This is a genomic window from Pseudomonas sp. Lz4W (genome assembly GCF_000346225.2).
GTDB classification, from domain to species: domain Bacteria; phylum Pseudomonadota; class Gammaproteobacteria; order Pseudomonadales; family Pseudomonadaceae; genus Aquipseudomonas; species Aquipseudomonas paraversuta.
In genome coordinates this window covers 1,907,859-1,931,396 of the sequence record NZ_CP017432.1, presented here as the reverse complement: position 1 = coordinate 1,931,396, position 23,538 = coordinate 1,907,859, and the positions used below count along the sequence as shown (strand labels likewise).

General features: G+C 61.2%; 16 protein-coding genes. 13 read left to right on the top strand and 3 right to left on the bottom strand.

All coding sequences use genetic code 11. The features are described from left to right. The first annotated feature begins 9 nt into the window (after positions 1-9). The 10 genes from treZ to B195_RS09120 all read left to right on the top strand — a co-directional run bounded on the left by treZ (position 10) and on the right by B195_RS09120 (position 13,183). The gene (treZ, locus tag B195_RS09165; protein WP_003447577.1) at positions 10-1,821 is read left to right on the top strand and encodes a malto-oligosyltrehalose trehalohydrolase; all 1,812 of its coding nucleotides are present in this window, start codon (positions 10-12) and stop codon (positions 1,819-1,821) included. After that, a complete protein-coding gene (malQ, locus tag B195_RS09160; protein WP_003447574.1) occupies positions 1,814-3,895 on the top strand; it encodes a 4-alpha-glucanotransferase in 2,082 nt (693 codons plus the stop codon). Before treZ ends, malQ begins: the two co-directional genes overlap by 8 nt. Next, entirely contained in the window at positions 3,892-6,660 is a 2,769-nt protein-coding gene (locus tag B195_RS09155) for a malto-oligosyltrehalose synthase (RefSeq protein ID WP_003447572.1), read from the top strand. Before malQ ends, B195_RS09155 begins: the two co-directional genes overlap by 4 nt. A gap of 16 nt (positions 6,661-6,676) precedes the next feature. Continuing rightward, positions 6,677-6,928 (top strand): DUF2934 domain-containing protein, encoded by a 252-nt coding sequence (locus B195_RS09150; protein WP_003447570.1) that lies wholly within the window; start codon positions 6,677-6,679, stop codon positions 6,926-6,928. Positions 6,929-7,092: 164 nt separating this feature from the next. Continuing rightward, a complete protein-coding gene (gene glgX, locus B195_RS09145) occupies positions 7,093-9,255 on the top strand; it encodes a glycogen debranching protein GlgX (RefSeq protein WP_003447568.1) in 2,163 nt (720 codons plus the stop codon). A 2-nt stretch (positions 9,256-9,257) separates the two neighbouring features. Next, positions 9,258-10,259: an acyl-CoA dehydrogenase family protein gene (locus B195_RS09140; protein WP_003447566.1), complete on the top strand. Its 1,002-nt coding sequence runs from the start codon at positions 9,258-9,260 to the stop codon at positions 10,257-10,259. Then, entirely contained in the window at positions 10,256-11,020 is a 765-nt protein-coding gene (locus B195_RS09135; protein WP_003447564.1) for a PIG-L deacetylase family protein, read from the top strand. Before B195_RS09140 ends, B195_RS09135 begins: the two co-directional genes overlap by 4 nt. Before the next feature lie 3 nt (positions 11,021-11,023). Next, on the top strand, positions 11,024-11,623 hold the full coding sequence (locus B195_RS09130; protein ID WP_003447562.1) for a class I SAM-dependent methyltransferase: 600 nt from the start codon (positions 11,024-11,026) through the stop codon (positions 11,621-11,623). Next, a complete protein-coding gene (locus B195_RS09125) occupies positions 11,620-12,321 on the top strand; it encodes a glycosyltransferase family 2 protein (protein ID WP_003447560.1) in 702 nt (233 codons plus the stop codon). Before B195_RS09130 ends, B195_RS09125 begins: the two co-directional genes overlap by 4 nt. A 61-nt stretch (positions 12,322-12,382) precedes the next feature. Further along, complete coding sequence (locus B195_RS09120; protein WP_003447558.1) at positions 12,383-13,183, top strand: endonuclease/exonuclease/phosphatase family protein; 801 nt, start codon at positions 12,383-12,385, stop codon at positions 13,181-13,183. A 235-nt stretch (positions 13,184-13,418) separates the two neighbouring features. Here B195_RS09120 and glgB read toward each other — a convergent pair whose 3' ends face one another. From glgB to B195_RS09105, 3 genes are read right to left on the bottom strand one after another with little or no spacing between them, the layout of a single operon-like run. Beyond that, complete coding sequence (gene glgB, locus B195_RS09115; protein ID WP_003447556.1) at positions 13,419-15,644, bottom strand: 1,4-alpha-glucan branching protein GlgB; 2,226 nt, start codon at positions 15,642-15,644, stop codon at positions 13,419-13,421. Then, entirely contained in the window at positions 15,644-18,991 is a 3,348-nt protein-coding gene (gene treS / locus B195_RS09110; RefSeq protein ID WP_003447554.1) for a maltose alpha-D-glucosyltransferase, read from the bottom strand. The genes glgB and treS overlap by 1 nt, the downstream gene beginning before the upstream one ends. Before the next feature lie 60 nt (positions 18,992-19,051). Further along, complete coding sequence (locus B195_RS09105) at positions 19,052-21,049, bottom strand: alpha-1,4-glucan--maltose-1-phosphate maltosyltransferase (protein WP_003447547.1); 1,998 nt, start codon at positions 21,047-21,049, stop codon at positions 19,052-19,054. A gap of 214 nt (positions 21,050-21,263) precedes the next feature. Between B195_RS09105 and B195_RS22985 the strand changes: the two genes are divergently transcribed. The 3 genes from B195_RS22985 to ccoG all read left to right on the top strand — a co-directional run bounded on the left by B195_RS22985 (position 21,264) and on the right by ccoG (position 23,503). Next, complete coding sequence (locus B195_RS22985; RefSeq protein ID WP_003447545.1) at positions 21,264-21,422, top strand: hypothetical protein; 159 nt, start codon at positions 21,264-21,266, stop codon at positions 21,420-21,422. Positions 21,423-21,579: 157 nt separating this feature from the next. Next, positions 21,580-21,816: a DUF3203 family protein gene (locus B195_RS09100; RefSeq protein WP_003447543.1), complete on the top strand. Its 237-nt coding sequence runs from the start codon at positions 21,580-21,582 to the stop codon at positions 21,814-21,816. Positions 21,817-22,081: 265 nt separating this feature from the next. Further along, positions 22,082-23,503: a cytochrome c oxidase accessory protein CcoG gene (gene ccoG, locus B195_RS09095; RefSeq protein WP_003447541.1), complete on the top strand. Its 1,422-nt coding sequence runs from the start codon at positions 22,082-22,084 to the stop codon at positions 23,501-23,503. The last annotated feature ends 35 nt before the right edge of the window (positions 23,504-23,538 follow it).

The following is a 23,538-nucleotide window of genomic DNA, read 5'->3' as shown; positions in this document are numbered from 1 at the left end:
CCTTAGTCGATGCCTTCACAGACATTGCAAACCTGGCCCCATGGCGCCCACCTGCTGGACGCGCAACACACACGCTTCACCCTCTGGGCCCCGGATGCGCATTCGGTCAGCCTTGAGCTGGATAACGGCCGGTCGCTGCCAATGCCGGCCCGGGCGCAGGGCTGGTTTGTGCTGGATGCCCCCTGCCCCAAGGGCACCCGTTATCGCTACTGCATCAATGGCGAATTTACGGTGCCGGACCCGGCCTCCCGGGCGCAGGACGGCGGGCTCGAGGGTTACAGCGTGGTACTCGACCCCAATGATTACCACTGGCGCAACCGCCACTGGCAAGGCCGGCCCTGGCATGAAGCGGTGATTTATGAACTGCATGTCGGCGTGCTCGGTGGCTATGCCGAAGTGGCCAAGCTGTTGCCGCGCCTGGCACAAATGGGCGTCACCGGCATCGAACTGATGCCTTTGGCGCAGTTCAGCGGCGAACGCAATTGGGGCTATGACGGCGCCCTGCTGTACGCGCCCCATGACACCTACGGCTCACCCCAGGCACTCAAGCAGTTGATTGACCAGGCCCATGGCCTGGGCCTGATGGTCATAGTGGACGTTGTCTACAACCATTTCGGGCCGCAAGGCAATTACTTGCCCACCTATGCCAACCCGTTTTTCAACGAGCAGGCCCACACCCCCTGGGGGGCCGGCATCAATTACGAACGCCGTGAGGTACGTGACTTTTTCATCGGCAACGCGCTGATGTGGTTGCTTGAATATCGCTGCGACGGGCTGCGCCTGGATGCAGTGCATGCAATCAATCACCCGGGTTTTATGCATGAACTGGCGCAGCATGTACGCCAGCGCGCAGGCCCGGAACGACAGCTGTGGCTGACCCTGGAAAACGAGGCCAATCAGGCCTTTCTCCTGGAAAAAGACTACGACGCACAGTGGAATGACGACGGGCACAACGTCTTGCATGTACTGCTGACGGCAGAAACCGACGCCTATTATTCCGAGTTTGTCGAAAACAACACCCAAAAGCTGGCTCGTTGCTTGAGTCAGGGCTTTGTCTTTCAAGGCCAGAACGATCGCCACGGCAATGCCCGGGGTGAATCCAGCAGCCATTTGCCGCCCACCGCCTTCGTCCTGTTCTTGCAAAATCACGATCAGGTCGGCAATCGCGCCCTGGGTGATCGCCTGCATCAGCTTTGCCCGCCCCAGGCCTTGCGCGCCGCGACCACCTTGCTGCTGTTATCGCCGATGATTCCGTTGCTGTTCATGGGCGAAGAAAGTGCAGCGCCCGAGCCCTTTCTGTTTTTCACCGACTACACCGGCGAACTGGCCCAGGCCGTCACCGAGGGCCGACGCAAGGAATTCGCCGACTTCAGCAGCTTCAACTCGATAAGCCAGGGGCCGGAAATTCCCGATCCCAATCTGTTATCGACCTTTAGCCATGCCCGCCCGTCAGTGCCCGGGGTCGATGACGGGCAGCGCAATAACATGCTGGCGCTCTATCAAGAATTGCTGCGCATACGCCATCAATCGATCATTGCGCGCCTGCCCGGAACCCAATCCCTGGGGGCCCATGTACTGGCGGCAGGCGCCGTGGCCGCTCACTGGCGCATGGGTGACGGCAGCGTGCTGAACATCACCCTCAATCTGAGTTCCCGCGCGGTGCCCCACACCCCGGCGCCTGCTACCGAAATCTTGTTTCAAAGCCAGCCCCAAGTGGCCTCGCAACTCCACGAGCAGCATCTGCTGGCCCCCTATTGCGCGTTGGTCAGCCTGCTTGCCGCCCCCCGTCAATCGCCCCCATCGGAGAGCGCCCATGAGTGAAGCGCAACTTGAAATACTGGCCAGTCGTGCCGGCCTGGCCGTGGACTGGGTAGATGCCAACGGGACGCCCCAGCATGTACCGGCCCACGCACTGAGAGCGGTACTGGCCGGGCTCGGTCTGCCTGCCGATACGGCCGAAGCCATAGAAACCAGCCTGCTTAACCTGCAGCTGGAACAGCAAAACAAACACCTGCCGCCGCTGCTGACTGCCGACGTGGGTAAAAGCCTGAACCTGGCGCGGTATTTCAACCCCCATAGCCAGTGCGTCATCCATCTGGAAACCGGCGGCACCCTGGACATTCAACTGGACGCCGACGCCTGGCTTCCCGGCATGATCGGGGTGGGTTATCACCGGGCCCAGGTCGAAGATCAGCACTTCATCCTCGCCGTAGCTCCGGCCCGGTGCTACAGCATGGCGGACGCCGTCAACAGTGCCACACCCCGGGCCTGGGGTTTGAGCACGCAACTGTACGCCCTGAAACGCCAGGGCGATGGCGGTTTTGGCGACACCCGGGCCCTGGCGCACTTTGCCCAGGCCGCCGGCGAGCGTGGCGCCGATGCCCTGGCGATCAGCCCGATGCACGCCATGTTCAGCTGCGACCCGTATCGCTACAGCCCCTACTCGCCCTCCAGCCGGCTGTTTCTCAACAGCCTGTACGCCGCCCCCGCCACTGTACTGGGTGAGGTCCCGGTGCAACGGGCCATCGAGACCTGCGGTCTTGCCCCCGAACTGCACCGGCTGGAGCAACTGCCGCTGATTGACTGGCCAGCGGCAACCCTGGCCAAACAAACCCTGCTGCGCCAGCTCTACGAAGACTTCCTGCTCGGTGAACAGCCGCTGCTGGACGACTTCCTGCAGTTTCGCGACGAAGGCGGTGAAGCCCTGGAAAACCACTGCCGGTTCGAAGCCCTGCAGGCGCAGCATGTGGCCGAGCAGCAAAGCCTGGACTGGCGGCAGTGGCCCGAACAGTGGCGCGATCCCGACAGCCCGGCACTGCTGATATTTGCCGAAGAACAAGCCCACAACATCGGCTATTACGCCTTTTGCCAGTGGCTGATTGCCCGGTGCCTGGCTCAGGCGCAAAAGGCCGCCCGCGACAGCGGCATGGCGGTTGGCCTGATCGCCGACCTCGCGGTGGGCGCCGATGGCGGCGGCAGCCAGGCCTGGTGCCGTCAGGATGAACTGCTGGCGCACCTCACCGTCGGTGCTCCACCGGACTTGCTCAATCGTCAGGGCCAGGGCTGGGGCATCTCCGCATTTTCCCCCGATGGCCTCAAGCGCAACGGCTTCCGCGCCTTTATCGAGATGCTGCGGGCCAACTTCGCCCACGCCGGCGGCTTGCGTATCGACCATGTAATGGGCCTGCAACGCCTGTGGGTCATCCCCTTGGGCGCGCCGGCCCATGAAGGGGCCTACCTGTACTACCCGGTCGAAGACATGCTGCGCTTGCTGGCGCTGGAATCCGTACGCCATCAAGCCATTGTCCTGGGCGAAGACCTGGGCACCGTGCCCGACGGCTTGCGCGAAAAACTCAGCGAGCGCTCGATTCTGGGCATGCGCGTGCTGTTGTTTGAACAGGATTACGGGGCCCATTTCCGGCCCATTCTGGACTGGCCGGATAACGCACTGGCCACCACCAGCACCCATGATCTGCCAACCCTCAATGGCTGGTGGCTGGAGCGCGACATTGACTGGAATGCCCGGCTGGGCATGGTGGATCAGGCAACCGAGGCCCACTGGCGGGAAAACCGCCAACATGAACGTAATGGCCTGCACCGGGCGCTGAGTCAGGACCGGCAGAATTTTCTGGAGGAATCCACCGGGGCCGACCAGGTGCTCGACGCCAGCGCCCGCTTCCTTGGACATACCCGCGCGCCGCTGGTGCTGCTGCCCATCGAAGATGCCCTGGGCCTGCAAGAACAGGCCAATCTGCCCGGGACCATCAGCAGCCACCCCAACTGGTGCCGACGCCTTCCCGCAGACTGCGACACCCTGCTTGATTCAGCAGACGTTGCCCGACGCCTGGAACTGCTCGCCTGCGCACGACTGCAAGCCCAGGAGCGCGATCAATGAACGTGCAGCCGCCAGTGCCCGTGCGCGCGACCCAGCGCGTGCAATTGCATGCCAGTTTCACCCTGGATGATGCGCGGCTTCAGGTGCCCTACTTCGCGCGCCTGGGCATCAGCCATCTATATGCCTCGCCCTTGCTCACCGCCCGCGCAGGCTCGATGCATGGTTACGATGTGGTGGACCCGGCCCACGTCAGCCCGGCGCTGGGCGGCGAACCGGCGCTGCGGCGTCTGGTGGCCGAACTGCGGGCCCACGACATGGGCCTGATCCTCGATATCGTGCCCAATCACATGGCCGTGGGCGGGTCTGACAATGCCTGGTGGCAAGACCTTCTGGCCTGGGGCCGGGCCAGCCCGTACGCCGAGTTTTTTGACATCCAGTGGCACTCCTCCGACCCCTTGCTAAAGGGTCAGCTGTTGCTGCCATTTCTGGGCAATGACTACGGTGCAAGCCTGCAAGAAGGCAGTATCCGTTTGCGCTTCAATGCCGACACGGGCGCTTTTCACGCAGAGTATGGCACCCATCATTTCCCCATTTGCCCGCTGCACTACGCCACCCTCCTCGGCAACAGCCCGCAGCAGTCCTTGCAGGTACTGGCAGAGCAATTTTCGGCTCTCAAAGACAGTGATAGCCCCCGGGAACAGGCCCTGGCGCTGCAACAGCAACTGGCCGTATTCAGCCAGTCGCCCGGCGCTGATGACGCCATACAGCAGCTGTTGTCACACTTCGATTCACGCCACGCCCAGGGTTTTGCCCGCCTGCACCAGTTGCTCGAGCGTCAGGCCTACCGACTGGCCAGCTGGCGTACTGCCGCCGACGACATCAACTGGCGCCGCTTCTTTGATGTCAACGAACTCGCGGGTTTGCGCGTTGAGCGCTCCAGAGTCTTCGATGCCACCCACGGCAAAATATTTCAGCTGATTGAACAGGGCCTGGTGGACGGGCTGCGTATCGATCACATTGACGGCCTGGCCAACCCGCGCGGGTATTGCCGCAAATTGCGCCGCCGGGTAGATAGCCTGAGCCCGGGCCGGCATATACCCATCTATGTCGAAAAGATCCTCGCCATGGACGAGCTGCTGCCCGGCGACTGGTGTGTCGACGGCACCACCGGCTATGAATTCATGGATCAGGTGTCACTGCTTCAGCATCAACCTGAGGGTGAGCAACCCCTGGCGCAGTTATGGTCCGGCCTCAGCCAGCGACCAGCCGACTTTCACGCCGAAGCCTTGCTGGCACGCCAACAGATCCTCAACGGTTCCCTTGCCGGTGATTTTTCAAGCGTGGCCCAGGCATTGCTGGACGTTGCCCGCGACGACATCATGAGCCGCGACCTGACCCTGGGCGCCATACGCCGGGCTCTGGAAGCGCTGGTGATGCATTTTCCGGTGTACCGCATCTATATCGGCGCGAACGGCCGCAGCGCGGCCGATGAGGTCTTCTTTGAACAGGCAATGGCTGGCGCCCGGGAGCAGCTGGGTGAAGCCGACTGGCCCGTGCTGGCCAATTTGCAACAGTGGCTGGGGGGCGCTGCCTGGCGCAACTGGCCTGCAGGCTTTTCACGCAAACGCCTCAAGCATGCCTGTGTGCGTTTTCAGCAACTGACCTCGCCCACTGCCGCCAAAGCCGTGGAAGACACGGCGCTCTATCGCTATGGACGATTGTTGTCGCGCAACGATGTCGGCTTCAGTACCGAACGTATCAGTGCCCCGAGCGAAGACTTTCACCGCGTCTGCGAGCAGCGTTCAAAGCACTTGCCGGACAACCTGCTGGCCACCGCCAGCCATGATCACAAGCGCGGCGAAGACAGCCGCGCGCGCCTTGCCGTACTCAGTGAGCGCAGTGCCTGGTACGTGCAGTGCGTGCAGCGCTGGCAACCCCTGGCCCAGGCACTGCGGGCAGACGCCAGTGGCCCGACGCCCGGCGATGAGTTGATCCTGTATCAAATCATCCTCAGTACCTGGCCGCTGGATCTGCGGCTTGACGATGCTCCGGGCCTGCAGCAATACCACGACAGAATCTGGCAGTGGCAACTCAAGGCCTTGCGCGAAGCCAAGCTCGAGAGCCAGTGGGACGCCCCTGACGAAGCCTATGAGCAAGGGGTCAAAACCTTTGTTGCCCGACTGCTGCTGCAACCGGCCGGGCTCGCTTTACGCACCGAACTGTTTCAGGCCTGTGAAGACATCGCCAGTGCCGGGGCCGTCAACGGGCTGGCGCAATGTCTGTTGAAACTGACCACCCCCGGGGTTCCCGACATCTATCAGGGCACCGACCTCTGGGACCTGAGCCTGGTGGACCCGGACAACCGCCGGCCCGTGGACTTCGAACAGCGCCAGCAACTGCTTGCCAGCCCTTTGAGTGAAGACCAACTGCTGCTGCAGTGGCGCAGTGGTGCGATCAAACAGGCATTGATTGCCCGCACCCTGCATCTGCGCGCGCGCCACCCGCAGCTGTTCAGTCGCGGCAGCTATATCCCGCTGACGGTAAGCGGTCCGCGGGCCACCCAAGTACTCGCATTTGCCCGTCGCTGGCAGGATCAACTGGCGGTGATCGTGGTGCCACGCTTGAGCGCCGCCGACCTGCAAAAACAGGCGCCCGTCTTTAGTTCAAAGTCCATTTGGGCAGATACCTGCATCGATTTACCGTTTGACGGATTAAACCTCAAATTAAAGGGACTTTTTGAAACACCGGTAGTCACTAAAAGTAAGACGCTGCGGGTCTGCGATGCTCTCGATACCTTCCCCGTCAATCTCATGATCAACCCTTGAGTTCAGGAGCTTTGCGATGAGTAACAACGAAAAACGCATCCGTGAGTTTGCTTACCAGATCTGGGAATCCGAAGGCCAGCCCGAGGGCCAGGAAGCCCGGCATTGGGAGATGGCGCACAAACTGGCGCAGGCCGAAGCACTCGCCCCGTCCCAGTCCGAACCTCGCAAGGCCCGGGCCAAACCAGACCCTGGCGCGGCGGCCAGGCCGGTTGCGAAAGAGCCCGTGGCGAAAAAGCCCAAGGCAACCCGCAAGCCGGCAAAACCCTAACCCGGTTTTTGCAGTGCGCAGACTTGTCTGCGCACTGAATCTTTAATCAGTTTTTAGCAGGCCAGTAATGCCTGACGGCAAAGCTATGCCCTGAAAACACGCTGCCTTCGCCAGTCGCGCTGCGAATCAACGTTCAGGATTTAACCCATTACCCAGGAGCAGTCATGACCAAGCCCAAGTCGCCCCCCCCTGCAACTCCGGACGTTGAACCCTCGCGCATTCGTGAAGGCCTGCCCTTTCCGCTCGGCGCCACCTGGGACGGGCTGGGGGTCAACTTTGCATTGTTTTCAGCCAACGCCACCAAAGTCGAACTGTGCCTGTTCGATCCCAGCGGCGAAATCGAGCTTGAGCGCATTGAACTGCCCGAGTACACCGACGAAACCTTCCACGGCTACTTGCCCGATGCCCACCCGGGGCAAATCTACGGCTACCGAGTCTATGGCCCCTATGACCCGGAAAATGGCCACCGCTTCAATCACCACAAACTCTTGATCGATCCCTATGCCAAACAATTGGTCGGCGAGCTTAAATGGTCTGAAGCGCTGTTTGGCTACACCATCGGCCATCCCGACGCCGACCTGAGTTTCGACGAACGTGACAGCGCGCCCTTCGTGCCCAAATGCAAAGTCATAGACCCCGCCCACACCTGGGGCCACGACCATAGGGTGCAAGTGCCCTGGGACCGTACGATTTTCTACGAAACCCATGTTCGCGGGATCAGCATGCGCCATCCGGCGGTACCCGAAGATGTGCGCGGCACCTTTGCCGGGCTGATGGTTGACGAAGTGATCGAGCACATCCGCAAGCTGGGGGTCACCAGCGTCGAACTACTGCCGGTGCATGCGTTCGTCAACGACCAGCACTTGCTGCAAAAAGGCATGACCAACTACTGGGGCTACAACAGCATCGCGTTTTTTGCCCCCGACCCGCGCTACCTGGCCAGCGGCAAAATCGCCGAGTTCAAGGAGATGGTCGCGCACCTGCACGAGGCCGGTCTGGAAGTCATTCTCGACGTGGTCTACAACCACACCGCCGAAGGCAACGAGCAAGGCCCCACCCTGTCGATGCGCGGGATCGACAACGCCTCCTACTACCGGCTGATGCCCGATGACAATCGCTACTACATCAATGATTCCGGCACCGGCAACACCCTGGACCTGAGCCACCCCTGCGTGCTGCAGATGGTCACCGACTCGTTGCGGTACTGGGCCCATGAAATGCACGTGGACGGTTTTCGCTTCGATCTGGCGACCATTCTGGGGCGTTATCACGAAGGCTTCAGCGAGCGGCACAGCTTCCTGGTGGCCTGCCGCCAGGACCCGTTGCTGCGTCAGGTGAAGATGATTGCCGAACCCTGGGACTGCGGCCCCGGGGGCTATCAAGTGGGCGGTTTCCCGCCGGGCTGGGCGGAGTGGAACGACCGCTTTCGCGATACCGTACGGGCCTTCTGGAAAGGCGACGAGGGCCAACTGGCCGATTTCGCCGCGCGCATGACCGCTTCCGGCGAGCTGTTCAATCAGCGTGGGCGCAGGCCCTATGCCTCGGTCAACTTCATTACCGCACACGACGGTTTCACCCTGCACGATCTGGTGTCCTACAACGACAAGCACAACGAGGCCAACGACGAGGACAACCAGGACGGCAGCAACAACAACCTGTCGTGGAACCACGGGGCTGAAGGCCCTGTCGACGATCCCGAAATCAACGGCCTGCGTCTGCGCCAGATGCGCAACTTCTTTGCCACCCTGCTGCTGGCCCAGGGCACACCCATGATCGTCGCCGGTGACGAATTCGCCCGTACCCAGCACGGCAATAACAACGCCTATTGCCAGGACAGCGAAATTGGCTGGATCAACTGGGACCTGGACGAAGACGGCAAGTCGCTGCTCAAGTTCGTCAAGCGCCTGATCAAACTGCGCATGAGCTATCCGATCCTGCGTCGCAACCTGTTTCTGGTCGGCCACTACAACGAAGAACTGGGGGTCAAGGACGTGACCTGGCTGGCCGCCGACGGCAATGAAATGAGTATCGAGCAGTGGCAGGACGCCAATGGCCGCAGTCTGGGCATGCTGCTGGACGGCCGGGCCCGGGTCTCGGGGGTACAACGGGCCGGTGCCGACGCCACACTGCTGATTGCCGTCAACGCGCACCATGACGGGGTCGATTTCACCCTGCCCGAAGTGCCCGAGGGCACCGGCTGGATTTGTAAATTCGACACCTTCGACCCGGACATCAAGGGCCAGGATGTCCTGGCATTCAACAGCACCTATTGCGTCAATGGACGTTCGATGGCGCTGTTCGAGCTGATGCGTGAACAAGGGACCTGAACATGGATCTGCACGCATTTTTTGAAATCCACGCGCCGCGCCTGGACACCCCTCAGGCGCTGGGCGATTGCCTGCGGCAAATGGTGCAGGCCGGCCTCGATCAACTGCCGATGCCGGGCAGCGGCCAGACCCTGGAGCGCTGGCAGCGACTGGGGCGGGTCGCCGGCCAGGACCTGGGCCTGTGCAAGCTTTATGAAGGCCATACCGATGCCCTGGCCACCCTCCACGAACTGGGTGCCCCCCGGCCTGCACCGGGCAGCACCTGGGGATTGTGGGCGGCAGAACCGCCGGATGCCCGGGTCGATGTGCATTTGGTCGATGGCCAGGCCATCCTCACCGGCCGCAAGGCCTGGTGTTCGGGCGCGGCGGTGGTCAGTCATGGCCTGCTCACCGCACGGGATGAGCAAGGCGCGGTGCAACTGGTCGCGGTGGACATGCACCAGCCACACATCAGCGTCTCGTCACATGGCTGGGAAGCGGTTGGCATGCGCGCCACCGCCAGTGTCGAGGTGACCTTCGAGCAGGCGCCCGCCACCTGTATCGGCCGCCCCGGCGACTACTTGCAGCGCCCGGGTTTCTGGCACGGCGCCATCGGTATCGCCGCCTGCTGGCACGCTGCAGCCAGCCGGCTGGGCAGTTACTTGCAACAGCACTGCAGCCAGCGCGAAGAGCCCCACGCCCAGGCCCATCTGGGCGCGGTGAATGCTGCGCTGTACAGCGCCTCCTGCGTTTTGCGCGAGTGCGCCCGGCGGGTCGATGAGAACCCAGAGGCCGACGCGCAACTGCTGGCACGTCAGGCCCGGGCGCACATTGAAGCCTGCGCCGAACAGGTGATTCAGCATGTGGGCCGGGCACTGGGCGCGGGCCCTTATTGCCAGAATCCGCACTTTGCCCGCCTCAGCGCCGACCTGCCGGTGTACCTGCGCCAAAGCCATGCCGAACGCGACCTGCAAGCCCTGGGCAAACTGGTGGCTCTGCAACCTGACACCCGGTGGCCGCTATGAAAACCAATCTGATCGTAGGGGCCGGTACCTCGCTGGAGCACTGGAGCGAATCCCGGCGCCTGGCCGGGTTGCCGGAAATACAGCTGTCGGACCTGGTACCCGAAGGTGCCCGCGCGGTGATCATTGCCCCGCACCCGGATGACGAAATACTGGGCAGCGGTGGCTTGCTGCAGATGATCGGCGCGTCCGGCCGTGAGTTGCTGCTTATCTCGGTCACCGACGGCACTGCCAGCCACCCGGGGTCAACCCGGTGGCCCGCGCAGCAGCTGGGCGCGTTGCGCGTTCAGGAGTCCGAAGAAGCGCTGCGCCGCCTGGGGCTCGCGCTACCGCAGTGGCAATGGCTACGGGCAGGGTTTGAGGACAGTCAGGTCGCCACCCGGGAAGCCGCGGTGGCAGTGTTTATCGAGCAGCAGTTACGCCCCGGTGATGTGCTGTTCGCGACCTGGCGCGAGGACGGCCACAGCGATCACGATGCGGTCGGCCGCGCCAGCAGCACTGCCGCCAAAGCGGTGGGCGCGACCCTGCATGAACTGCCGATCTGGACCTGGCACTGGGCCCGCGATGACGATGCCCGGGTGCCTTGGGCCCGCGCGTACAAAATCAACCTCAGCCCCAGTGCCATGGCGCGTAAACGCTATGCGGCCAGTGCGTTCAGCAGTCAGTTGCAGGACGACCCGAGTACTGGCTCAGGCCCGATTTTGCCGGCCCTGGCACTCGAGCGCCTGCTGCGCCCCTACGAAATAGTCTTTGTACAGGAGTGAAACATGGGTGTTTCCACGGCTTTTTTTGATCAGCTGTATGAGCAGAACCCGGACCCGTGGGCTTTTCGCGAGCGCTGGTACGAACAGCGCAAACGCGCACTGACCCTGGCCAGCTTGCCGCGTCAGCATTATGGGTCGATCTATGAGTTGGGCTGTGCCAATGGCGAGTTAAGTGCAGGCCTGGCCCAGCGCACTGACCGCCTGTTGTGTTGCGACGCAGCCGCCAGGGCGGTCGAACTGGCACAGCAACGCCTGAGCCACTGCCCGAACGTTGAAGTTCGCCAGAGCCGGTTACCGGCCGATTGGGCCAGTGGCCGTTTTGACCTGATCGTACTCAGTGAACTGGGCTACTACCTGGATGCCAACGAGTTGCAGCCCTTGATTGAGCGGATCGCGGGCAGCCTTGCAGAGCAGGGACAGGTACTGGCCTGTCACTGGCGCCCGGCCATCGAGGGCTGCGCCCTGACCGGGGATCAAGTGCATGGCCTGCTGCATGCCGGCCTGGGGCTGAGCCGGCTCGCGCAGCACCTGGAAGATGATTTTGTACTTGAAGTCTGGGGCCTCGACCCTATGTCAGTGGCAAGCCAGGAGGGCCTGCGATGATCGGCATTCTGATACCTGCTCACAACGAGCAAGATCTGCTCGCGCAATGCCTGCAAGCTGCGCTCACGGCAGCCCGGCACCCCGAACTCAACGGCGAGGCGGTCAAGGTGACGCTGGTGCTCGACAGTTGCAGCGATGGTTCGGCAGACATAGCCGCCAAGTACGACATCAAGGTGCTGCACATCAAGGCCCGCAATGTCGGAGTCGCCCGGGGCACCGGTGCACAGTGGCTGCTTGAGCAGGGGGCGCGATGGATCTCCTGCACCGACGCAGACAGCCTGGTAGCCGATGACTGGCTGGTGGCGCAACTGGCGCTCAATACCGATGCCGTATGCGGCACCGTGCGGATCGATGACTGGGGCCCCCTGGTCGATGCCCCTGCCCGCGCCCGATATCTGGCGGCCTATGAGGCCCGGGACGGGCATCGGCACATTCATGGCGCCAACCTGGGCTTCAGTGCCCGGGCATATCGCGATGCTGGAGGTTTTGAGCCGTTGGCGTGCCATGAAGATGTGCATCTGGTGAAGCGGCTGCAGGCCAGTGGTGCCTCCATCGCCTGGAGCCACCGGCCCAGGGTGACCACCAGTGCCCGGCTGGACTGTCGCGCCAGGGGTGGCTTCGGCGATTACCTGAAGTCACTGCTGATCGCCCCGGCAGCTGATCAACATCAACCGGACCCACGGCCCGGTGCGCTATAAATAGCCTGTGTTGAACGGCCAGGCTCGCACCGGGTCGGACCCTGACAACCCAGGAGAAACCATGACCCTTGATATTGCCGGTAACGACATTGAGTCACCCGCCCCGGGCGCAGTGCCTGATGTACACCGAATGAAGGTGCTCACGGTCAACATGCACAAGGGCTTCACCGCCTTCAATCGCCGTTTCATCCTGCCCGAACTGCGCGACGCCGTACGCAGTACATCGGCCGACCTGGTTTTTCTGCAGGAAGTGCTGGGCGAACATGAGAAGCACGCATCGCGCTACGACGCCTGGCCACAGGTATCGCAATATGAATTCCTGGCTGACAGCATGTGGACCGACTACGCCTACGGGCGCAATGCGGTATACCCCGACGGTCATCACGGCAATGCGGTGTTGTCCAAGTACCCGATCAAGTCATACCGCAACCTCGATGTATCCATCACCGGCCCGGAACGGCGTGGCCTGCTGCACTGCGTGCTGGATGTCCCGGGGCACGAGAACGTGCATGCGATATGCGTCCACTTGAGCCTGCTGGAAAGCCACAGACAGTTGCAGATCGTGCTGCTCAATCAGTTGCTCAAGTCCTTGCCGCCTGAAGATCCGGTGATCATTGCCGGTGATTTCAATGACTGGAAAGAGCAAGGCAATGCCATGCTTTCCCAGCGTGACGACCTGCACGAAGTATTTGAACGTCACCACGGCAAACTGGCCAGGACCTACCCGGCGCGCTGGCCGCTGCTGCGTCTGGACCGGATTTACCTGCGCAATGCCTCCAGTCATCACCCGACCATCCTGGGCCACAAACCGTGGCCCCATCTATCGGATCACCTGCCGTTGGCGGTGGAGGTGCATCTGTGAACAATCGTTGGTAGCGGCAGTTGCCGAAGGCTGCGCCCGGTTGCCCTGGGACCGTCACACTTGTGGGGCCTTTCACCGGTAGTCGCTGACGAGGCTGCGATGGACTGCGTAGCAGGCCCCCGCAACTGAAGGGCCTGCTGCCCCTTGTCGCAGCCTCGTTGCTCGTCAGCGACTACCCGGAAAAATCTGCCCCGGCAGGCTGAAAAGGAAAAGCACCGGGGCATACCACCAGGCATCACGTCGGCTGTAAAATCAGAACCCCCAGCGGCGGCAGATTCAATGCCAGCGAAACCTCCTGGCCATGACTTGGCAAGGCCTGGGTCATCACTCCCCCGCCATTGCCATAGTTGGAACCAGCATAAGTATCCGCATCACTGTTGAGCACCTCTTGCCAGGTACCGGAAAACGGCACGCCAATGCGATATCCCGGACGAGGCACCGGGGTGAAGTTGGCGACCACCAGCAGCGGTTTGCCCGCCTTGCTCCAGCGCAGCCAGGCATAGACACTGTTGGTCGCATCATCCCCGATCAGCCATTGAAAGCCTTGCGCCACATCGTCCTGGTCATGCAGCGCCGGTTCTTCGCGGTACAGGCGATTCAAATCACCCACCAGCTTCTGCACCCCCTGGTGGTCATGGTATTGCAGCAAGTACCAGTCCAGTTGCTGATCGTGGTTCCACTCGCGCCACTGTCCGAACTCACAGCCCATAAACAGCAACTTCTTGCCCGGATGCGCCCACATAAAACTCAGATAGGCCCGCAGGTTGGCGAATTTTTGCCAGCGATCCCCGGGCATCTTGTCGATCAGTGAATGCTTGCCGTGCACCACTTCATCGTGGGAAATCGGCAGGATGAAGCGCTCGCTCCAGGCGTACACCAGGCCAAAGCTCAACTCGTTGTGATGATGGGCACGGTACATCGGGTCCTGCTGGATGTAGTGCAGCGAATCATGCATCCAGCCCATGTTCCATTTGTAGGCAAATCCCAGACCGCCCTGCTGGGTACTCTGACTGACCCCCGGCCACGCGGTGGACTCTTCGGCAATCATCAGGGCGCCGGGGGCTTCCAGGGCCACCACGTCGTTGAGATGGCGCAAGAACTCAATGGCTTCGAGGTTTTCCCGGCCCCCATGGATGTTCGGCACCCACTCGCCCGCTTTGCGCGAGTAATCGCGATACAGCATCGAGGCCACCGCATCCACCCGCAGGCCGTCGATATGGAAATGCTTGAGCCAGTGCAACGCCGAGGCCAGCATGAAGCCATGGACTTCGGTGCGCCCCAGGTTGTAGATCAAGGTGTTCCAGTCCTGGTGATAGCCCTCCAGCGGGTTGGCATATTCATACAGCGCCGTGCCGTCAAATTGCGCCAGGCCATGGGTATCGTTGGGAAAATGCGCGGGCACCCAGTCCAGAATCACCCCGATCCCGGCCACATGACAGGCATTGACGAAGGCTGCGAAATCATCCGGCGAACCGTACCGGGCACTCGGCGCAAACTGGGACAAGGGCTGATAGCCCCACGAACCGCCAAACGGGTGTTCCATGATCGGCATCAGCTCGATATGGGTGAACCCCAGTTTCTGTACGTAAGGGATCAGGCGCTCTGCCAGTTCATGCCAGTTATACAGGCGCGCAACTTCGCCGATATCGTCGACCTCGCACTGCCAGGAGCCGGCGTGCAATTCATAAATGGACAATGGCGCGTCCGGCTTCTGATGTTCAGCGCGACTCTGCATCCAGGCCGCGTCCTGCCAGTCCACCTGCAGCGGCGAGGCCACCCGGGAGGCCGTATCGGGCGGCAACTGGGTGGCCAGCGCCACCGGATCAGCCTTGAGCGGCAAGATACCGTTGGCCCCAAGAATTTCGTACTTGTAGGCTTCACCTGGCGCAAGACGCGGGATAAACAGCTCCCAGACCCCGCTTGGATGGCGCAGGCGCATGGGGTGCCTGCGGCCATCCCAGATATTGAAATCCCCCACCACCGACACTCGCCGCGCATTCGGCGCCCACACCGCAAAACGCACACCGGGAACGCCATCGACGCTCATGACCTGGGCGCCGAAACAACTGCTCAAGTCCCGGTGATTACCCTCTGCAAACAGATACAGGTCCATTTCCCCCAGCAAAGGCCCAAAGCTGTAAGGATCTTCACTGGTCTGCTCGCCACCGGCCCAACTGATACATAGCCGATAGCCGCGGACATCGGCAAAATGCCCGGCAAACAGGCCCGGGACCTCGCTGCTGTCCAGCGTGCCAATCACCTCGTCCGAGTCGCGGGCCACTACCTTGACGCTCAGGGCACCGGGCAAAAATGCCCGTATCACTTGCCCGCCCACACCGTCCGGGTGCGGCCCCAACACCGCAAAAGGGTCCCGGTGCCGAGTGTTGATCAGTGCTTCGATGTCGTCGCGCGCGGGCAGCACAGCCATTTTCCCCGGGCCAGGAACCTTGTTTGAACTCATCACTTCTCTCCATCCGGTAAAGGCTTGGCCGTACTTGGCAAGTGGGTGAGCAAATCGCTTAAACCCTGCAAGGGAACCCGCAACCAGGCAGGCCGATTTGCCGCTTCATAGATAATTTCATAGGCCGCCTTTTCCAGACTGAACAGCGCCAGTGCGGCATCCTCGCCCCCGGCCACTTTCCAGTCATGGGCAAGGCTAGCTGTTGCTTGCCGGTATGCATCGACCAATGCTGTCCGGGCTTCTTGCAAATAGCGTTCAACCACCCGTTGCCGTGCATCGTCAGCCTGATCCGAGTGATCCGACTGTTGCACGTTGCTGACCGCCATGGCCGCTGCGTAATCGAAGGAGCGCAATACCCCGCTCAGGTCTTTATAGGGGCTGTGCTTGCTGCGCCGGGCTGACAGCGGGCGCGCAGGCTCACCTTCAAAGTCGATGAAGTAGGCATCGCCCTTGACCACCAGCACCTGCCCCAGATGCAGGTCGCCATGCACCCGGATCTTCAGGCCACCCTGGGTTCTCTTGGCCAGTTGCTGGACATGGGCGGTGATCGCGCCTTGTTGCGCCAGCAGTTTTTTCACCTGTTTTTGCTCAGGCTCGCCAAGCTCGGGCAGATGTTGTTTGAGCAGCTTCAAGGCCTGCTTCAATTGCCCGTTGATATGGCTTGCCCACTGCCGGGTATCGGCCTCGGACGTGGTCTGAGGGGCAAAGTCAGGGTTGTCGCTGGCTTGCGCCAGCACCCCGTGCATCTCCCCCAGACGCTGGCCGAGCAAACCGGCAAAATCTGCCAGTTCGGCCAGGGCGTTGTAATGCTGTTCGTGCTCGGACATGGCGTCGGCCATTTCGTCGCGAATGGCCCGCTCCAGGTTGTTCTGGGTCCAGGTCCAGGCATCGCCCTGGTTACTCAAATAGCCCTGGGCAATCATCAGCAAGGTCTCTTCGCCCCCGGTTCCATGGCGCACCACTGCCCCCAGCAGCGGAGAAATATGCTGATACCCGGCATCGGTCAGGTAGGCACCCAGCTCCAGCTCCGGATGCTGACCACTGCTGATTTTGCGGATCAGCTTAAGCACCATGGCGCCGCCGATCACCACCGAGCTATTTGATTGTTCGGCCGTGAGATAACGCACTTCACTCTGTTCGTTGAGCCCCAGGGCCGCCAGCTGCGCGGTCGCGGTAAAACTGATAGTGCCGGCGCTGCTGCTGATTGTCTCGCCGCTTTGCATGCCCGCCAGTACGGCCCTGACAAAGGCTTCAAGAGCAAAAGCATCGGTCATGAAACCGACCTGAGGGCCACGCCGCAGCCGCGACAGCACCGATTGCTGGGCCAACGTGCCGCTTGCCTGATCCTCGCCCAATACCCCAAGGGGCACTTGATAATGGTGTTGTTCGCCGCCGCTGGTGACTTGTACCTCGGTCAGCAACATGGGGTGCAAGGCATCGCCAAAACGGGTGCCGTGGAGAATTTTGACCTGCTCGACCGGTGCATTTTTTTGCCCGAACCAGCGGCGTTTGGGTAACCACGCCGGCAGGATCACGTTTTCCAGAGTGGTCCGCGGCGGGGTATCGAGCAACTCTTCAAGGCGCTGTTTGAGCACCAGGGTCAGCAGTTCGGGCAGGCTTTGCGCCGGTTCTGCGTGCCAGCTCGGCATCTGACTCTCGGTAGCCAGCAAAAACCAGTAAAAACCGTAGGGCGCCAGGGTCAGCATGAAGTCCATCTGGCCAATGGGCGGAAAGGCATTGCCCCCCAGCATCTCCACCGGTACCCGCCCGGCGAACTCGGACAGCTCCAGCTCTGCCGCCTGGGCGCTGCGCGACACGTTGGCCACGCAGAGGATGGTTTCAGTCTTGCCGTCGCCGTCGGTGTATTCGCGAATGTACGCCAGAATCCGCCGGTTGCTGGGGGACAGCATTTTCAAGGTGCCGCGACCAAAGGCTTGTTGCTGCTGGCGCACGGACAGCAGGCGCCGGGTCCAGTTGAGCAATGAATGCGGATCGCCGGATTGGGCCTCAACGTTCACCGATTGATAGCCATACAGCGGATCCATGATCGGCGGTAACACCAGGCTCGCCGGGTTGGCCCGCGAGAATCCGCCGTTACGGTCAATCGACCACTGCATCGGCGTACGCACCCCGTCGCGGTCGCCGAGGTAAATATTGTCCCCCATGCCAATTTCATCGCCGTAATACAGGGTCGGCGTGCCCGGCATCGATAACAACAGGCTGTTGAGCAGCTCGATGCGCCGGCGATCACGTTCCATCAACGGCGCCAGACGCCGACGAATCCCCAGGTTAATCCGCGCCCGCTTGTCGGCGGCGTAGTAGTTCCACAGGTAATCGCGTTCCTTGTCGGTGACCATTTCCAGGGTCAACTCATCATGGTTGCGCAGGAAAATTGCCCATTGGCAGTTCGCCGGAATTTCCGGGGTCTGGCGCAGGATATCGGTGATCGGGAAGCGGTCTTCCTGGGCCAAGGCCATGTACATGCGCGGCATCAACGGAAAGTGGAAGGCCATGTGGCACTCATCACCATTGATGCCATCGCTGTCGCCAAAATACTGCTGGGTGTCTTCGGGCCATTGATTGGCCTCTGCCAGCAGCATGCGGTCGGGGTAATGGGCATCGATTTCGGCGCGGATCTGCTTGAGGATCTGATGGGTCTCGGGCAGGTTTTCGTTATTGGTGCCATCGCGCTCGATCAGGTAAGGAATGGCATCCAGGCGCAGGCCGTCGATGCCCATGTCCAGCCAGTAGCGCATCACCGCCAGCACTTCTTTCATCACCTGCGGGTTGTCGAAATTCAGGTCCGGCTGGTGGGAGTAAAAGCGGTGCCAGAAGTACTGGCCGGCGACCGGGTCCCAGGTCCAGTTCGAGGTTTCGGTGTCGAGAAAAATGATCCGGGTGCCGTCGTATTTTTCATCGGTATCCGACCACACGTAGTAATCCCGAGCCCTGGAGCCGGCCTTGGCACGGCGGGCCTTTTGAAACCAGGGGTGTTGATCCGAGGTGTGGTTGATCACCAGTTCAGTGATTACCCGCAGACCGCGCTTGTGGGCCTGGGCGATAAAGCGTTTGACGTCGGCCAGGGTGCCGTAGTCCGGATGCACGCCTCGATAATCGGCAATATCGTAGCCATCATCGCGCCGTGGCGAGGGATAGAACGGCAGCAGCCACAGGGTGTTGACCCCCAGCTCGGCGATGTAATCCAGCTTGCTGATCAGGCCGGGAAAGTCGCCGATACCGTCGTTATTGGAATCGAAAAATGACTTGATATGCACCTGGTAGATCACCGCGTCCTTGTACCAGAGCGGGTCCTTGATAAAGCTGGCCGATGCGGGTTGGTTTGCCATAAGGGAAATACCTGCTGATTCGGTTGCCCGGGGCCAGTGAAGCCGCCCGGCAAGAGGGGCTTAAAGGGGTTTGATCCGCCAGATGCCGAACGGCTGATGCCAGGGCTCGATGCGCATCCATTGGGTTTTGCCATACCAGGTCCAGCGATGGCCGTTCATCAAATCTTCCCCCGAGGTCCAGGCGTCATCGGCCAGGCCCATTTCCCACAACGGCAACTCGAAATGAGCTTCCTGGGCGTTATGGGGATCGAGACTGATAGCCACCAGCACAAAATTGCTGCCATCGGCGCTGCGTTTGCCGAAGTACAAAATGTTGTCATTCCAGGCGTTGTACAGGGTCAGGCCCAGGTGGCTGTGCAAGGCCGGGTTCTGGCGGCGGATGCGATTGAGCTGGGCAATTTCGGCCACGATATTGCCCGGCGCACTGAAATCACGGGGGCGGATCTGATACTTCTCCGAGTCCAGATATTCCTCTTTGCCCGGCACCGCCGCCGACTCGCAAAGCTCGAAGCCGCTGTACATGCCCCACAGGCCCGAGCCCATGGTTGCCAACGCGGCCCTGATCAAAAAGCCGGGGCGCCCCGAGTCATGCAGGAAGCCGGGGTTGATGTCCGGGGTATTAACGAAGAAGTTGGGCCGGAAGCACTCACGCAACGGGCTTTGATTAAGCTCAGTGAAATAGGCTGCCAGCTCGGCCTTGGTGTTGCGCCAGGTGAAATAGGTGTAGCTCTGGGTGTAACCGACCTTGCCCAGGCGCGCCATCATGGCCGGGGTGGTGAACGCCTCGGCGAGGAATATCACCTCAGGGTTCTGGGCACGTACATCCGCGATCAGCCATTGCCAGAACGGCAGAGGCTTGGTGTGCGGGTTGTCGACGCGGAAGATTTTTACCCCCTCGTCCACCCAGCCCAGCACGATGTCGCGCAACTCCAGCCACAGGCCGGGAATCGCATCCGGGGCATAGAAATCGACATTGACGATGTCCTGATACTTTTTCGGCGGGTTTTCCGCGTAGCGAATGCTGCCGTCGGGGCGCCAGTTAAACCATCCGGGGTGCTGCTTGAGCCACGGGTGGTCCTGAGAACACTGAATGGCAAAATCCAGAGCGATTTCCAGACCGTGGTCCGCGGCAGCGGCCACCAGGCGCCGGAAGTCGTCACGGCTGCCCAGTTGCGGATGGATCGCGTCATGCCCTCCCTCTTCGCTGCCGATGGCATAGGGGCTGCCCGGATCGTCCGGCCCGGCCTGCAACGCGTTATTGGGGCCCTTGCGATGTCGGCGGCCAATGGGATGGATCGGCGGGAAATACAGCACGTCAAAGCCCATGTCGTGAATCATCGGCAGGCGCTGGTGTACATCATTGAAAGTGCCGTGGCGGGCAGGATCGTCAGTGACCGAACGGGGGAACAGCTCGTACCAGCTGGCGAACTGCGCCAATGGCCGTTCAACCTCCACCGGGTACTCGGGGCTCAGGCTCAAATACGCGTGGTTTTGTGCCTCGGCCATCAATTGCGCACTGTGTTCGTGCATGAACAGCGCCACCTGCTCGGTCTCCAGCAGACCAGACAGTTGCCCGAGCAACGCCTGCAACTGTTCGCGCCGTTCACCCTGACTGAGCTCGATGGCGTGCTGTACCAGAATCCGCCCTTCCTGCAACTCCAGACTGACGGCAATGCCTGCCTGATGCTTTTTCTCCAGCTCATGGCAAAAGCTGGCATAGCGATCAATCCAGGCCTCGATGCAAAACAGATAGCGCCCCACTTCGGGCACCGGGAACTGTGCGTTCCAGCTGTCATTGCCTAAAAAATGCATAGGCGTTGCCGACCAGTGCGCGGAACTGGCCAGGCGCCAGTGCAGCATGACTGCCAGCTGCTCGTGACCGTCAACAAACACTTTACTGAGCACGTCGACCTGCTGCCCCGCAGTCGCCTTGACCGCGAACTCACCGTTTTCGAGCACCGGGGACGTGGCTTCAATAACAATGCGCGGCAACAGCAATGCCTGGGATAAGGGCAACGTCACAGTGGAATCAGGGTCTTGCGGGAAATCAGCAGTCATCGAGCAGCACTCCTCACGCCCGCAGACGTTTATGGGTGGTCGTATCAAAGCCATTCCCGGCATCGATCACCGGGCACCTGGTTGGGAGCGGGGGAAAGAATTAAAAGTTCAGACTAATTGCCGATACTCCGTTGGTCATTGGCCGGGGAACCGAGCGGCCTTCAATGAGGTCGACCGGCTGTAATCCTTTCCATGCAGCAATGAGGCCATGTCCATGAATATCCCCATTCCCGCAGAAACCCCCGATCCCAATATTGACGACCCGGTGTTACCGCCCGGTGATGCCGACCCGGTTCCGGAAGAAGATCCGCCGCTCAAGGACCCCGACCCGATTGGCGATCCTCCCTGCGAAGATGCGCCGATGAGAATCTGATGCCCGTCTTGAGCGCTGTTTGACCTGCCCGGTCGCTGACGGTTGCGATCGGGGGCGCAGCGGGCGCAACCCGCAGCCGATGACCACCAATCCATTCGATCGAACCCGGCCGGTTTTCCACGCACTAACCTTTAACCCCCATAAAAGGACCATGCTGATGACTATCACAATCGATGCCGACAAAAGCTGCTGGTATGAATCACCCGAAGGCTCGGAGCACTCCCCGGCCGAGCGGGTAGAAGTCATCACAGATCACGCCTCGAGAATGTGCATGGCGCTGATGAACGGCCTGCGCATTGCCATTACCTCGGACGAAGCCGAAGCCCTGGTTGCGGCGGGCGCCAAGGACAGCCGCGAGTTGCTGCGGGCCGGGGGCAGTGAGTCGATTATCTGAAGCTGCAGGACTGATGAGCCCCAGCATGGGCTCATCCTGGGTGATTCGGTGATTTAATTGACCCCGATCAGGATTACCCGCCGGCGCCTGGGTTAAAGGCGCCCGGCCCCTGCTGCACGTGGCCGCGACCGGGGTGCAGCAAGTTGTCGCAGGTCACCCTGAAAACACATCTGATCCGGTTTTTAATCAAATAACTGAGTCTGTTATGCAAACAGTTCGCAGGGGATAGTGCTCAGGCCTGATGGAGGCTGATGAGCGAAAGACCATGAGCGAACAAATTCCCGTCCAGATACTTGAAACATTCGAGGCTTCGCGACCCAGGGCCGCAAAAAACAAAAGCCGCTCCAGCGACAACCTGATCCACACCCGCAGTTTCACCGGTCTGTTCCGAACCTTGCGCATAGTCGGTGCCGGCTTTCTGTTTTTGCTGTTCTTTGGCACGGTCTGGCTCAATTGGGACGGTCGACAAGCCGTCCTCTGGGACCTGTCCGAAAGCAAGTTCCATATTTTCGGGGCGACGTTCTGGCCGCAGGATTTCATCCTGTTGTCGGCGTTGCTGATCATTGCCGCCTTCGGCCTGTTTGCGATCACGGTATTCGCTGGCCGGGTGTGGTGTGGTTACACCTGCCCACAAAGTACCTGGACCTGGCTGTTTATGTGGTGCGAGAAGATCACCGAAGGTGACAGGAATCAGCGCATAAAACTCCAGGCCGCACCCTGGCGCCTGAACAAGATCCTGCGCCGCACTGCCAAGCACGCGCTGTGGATGGCAATCAGCGTGATGACGGCGCTGACCTTTGTCGGTTATTTCACCCCGATCCGGCCCCTGGCCACTGAGCTACTGACCCTGGAAATGGCCGGCATCAGTCTGTTCTGGGTGCTGTTTTTCACCGGCGCCACCTATATCAATGCCGGCTGGCTGCGGGAGGCGGTGTGCATGCACATGTGCCCTTACGCGCGGTTCCAGAGCGTGATGTTCGACAAGGACACCCTCGCCATTTCCTATGACGTGAACCGTGGCGAAAGCCGCGGCCCGCGCAAACGCGGGGTCGAACCGGCGCAGGCAGGTCTGGGCGATTGCATCGACTGCCAGATGTGCGTGCAGGTCTGCCCCACCGGCATCGACATTCGCGATGGCCTGCAGATGGAATGCATCGGCTGCGCGGCCTGTATCGACGCCTGCGATACGGTGATGGACAAAATGGGCTACGCCCGCGGGCTGGTGCGCTACACCTCCGAACACCAGTTACAGGGCGGCACCACCCATTTGCTGCGCCCGCGCCTGATTGGCTACGCAGCGGTGCTGGTGCTGATGATCGGGGCCCTGGTGGTGGCGCTTGACCAGCGCTCAATGGTGTCACTGGATGTGATCAAGGACCGGGGGCTGTTTCGCGAAAACAGTCAGGGCCAGATCGAGAACATCTACAGCCTCAAAATCATCAACAAGACCCAGGAGCCGCAGCATTACCGGGTATCGCTGCAAGACAACCAGGACTTCCGCCTGCAGGGCAAGACCGAGCTGACCCTGGCCCCCGGCGAAATTGTCGATGTACCGGTATCGGTCGCGCTGTTGGCCGAACGCCCGAAAAGCAGTTCGCAAACCATCGGGTTTGTGGTCACCGACACAGATCAACCGAGCGTACGCAGTGTGGCCAAGAGCCGTTTTGTGGCACCGTTGAATCGATAAACGATAAATCCCTGTGGCAGCGGGCGTGCTCGCGA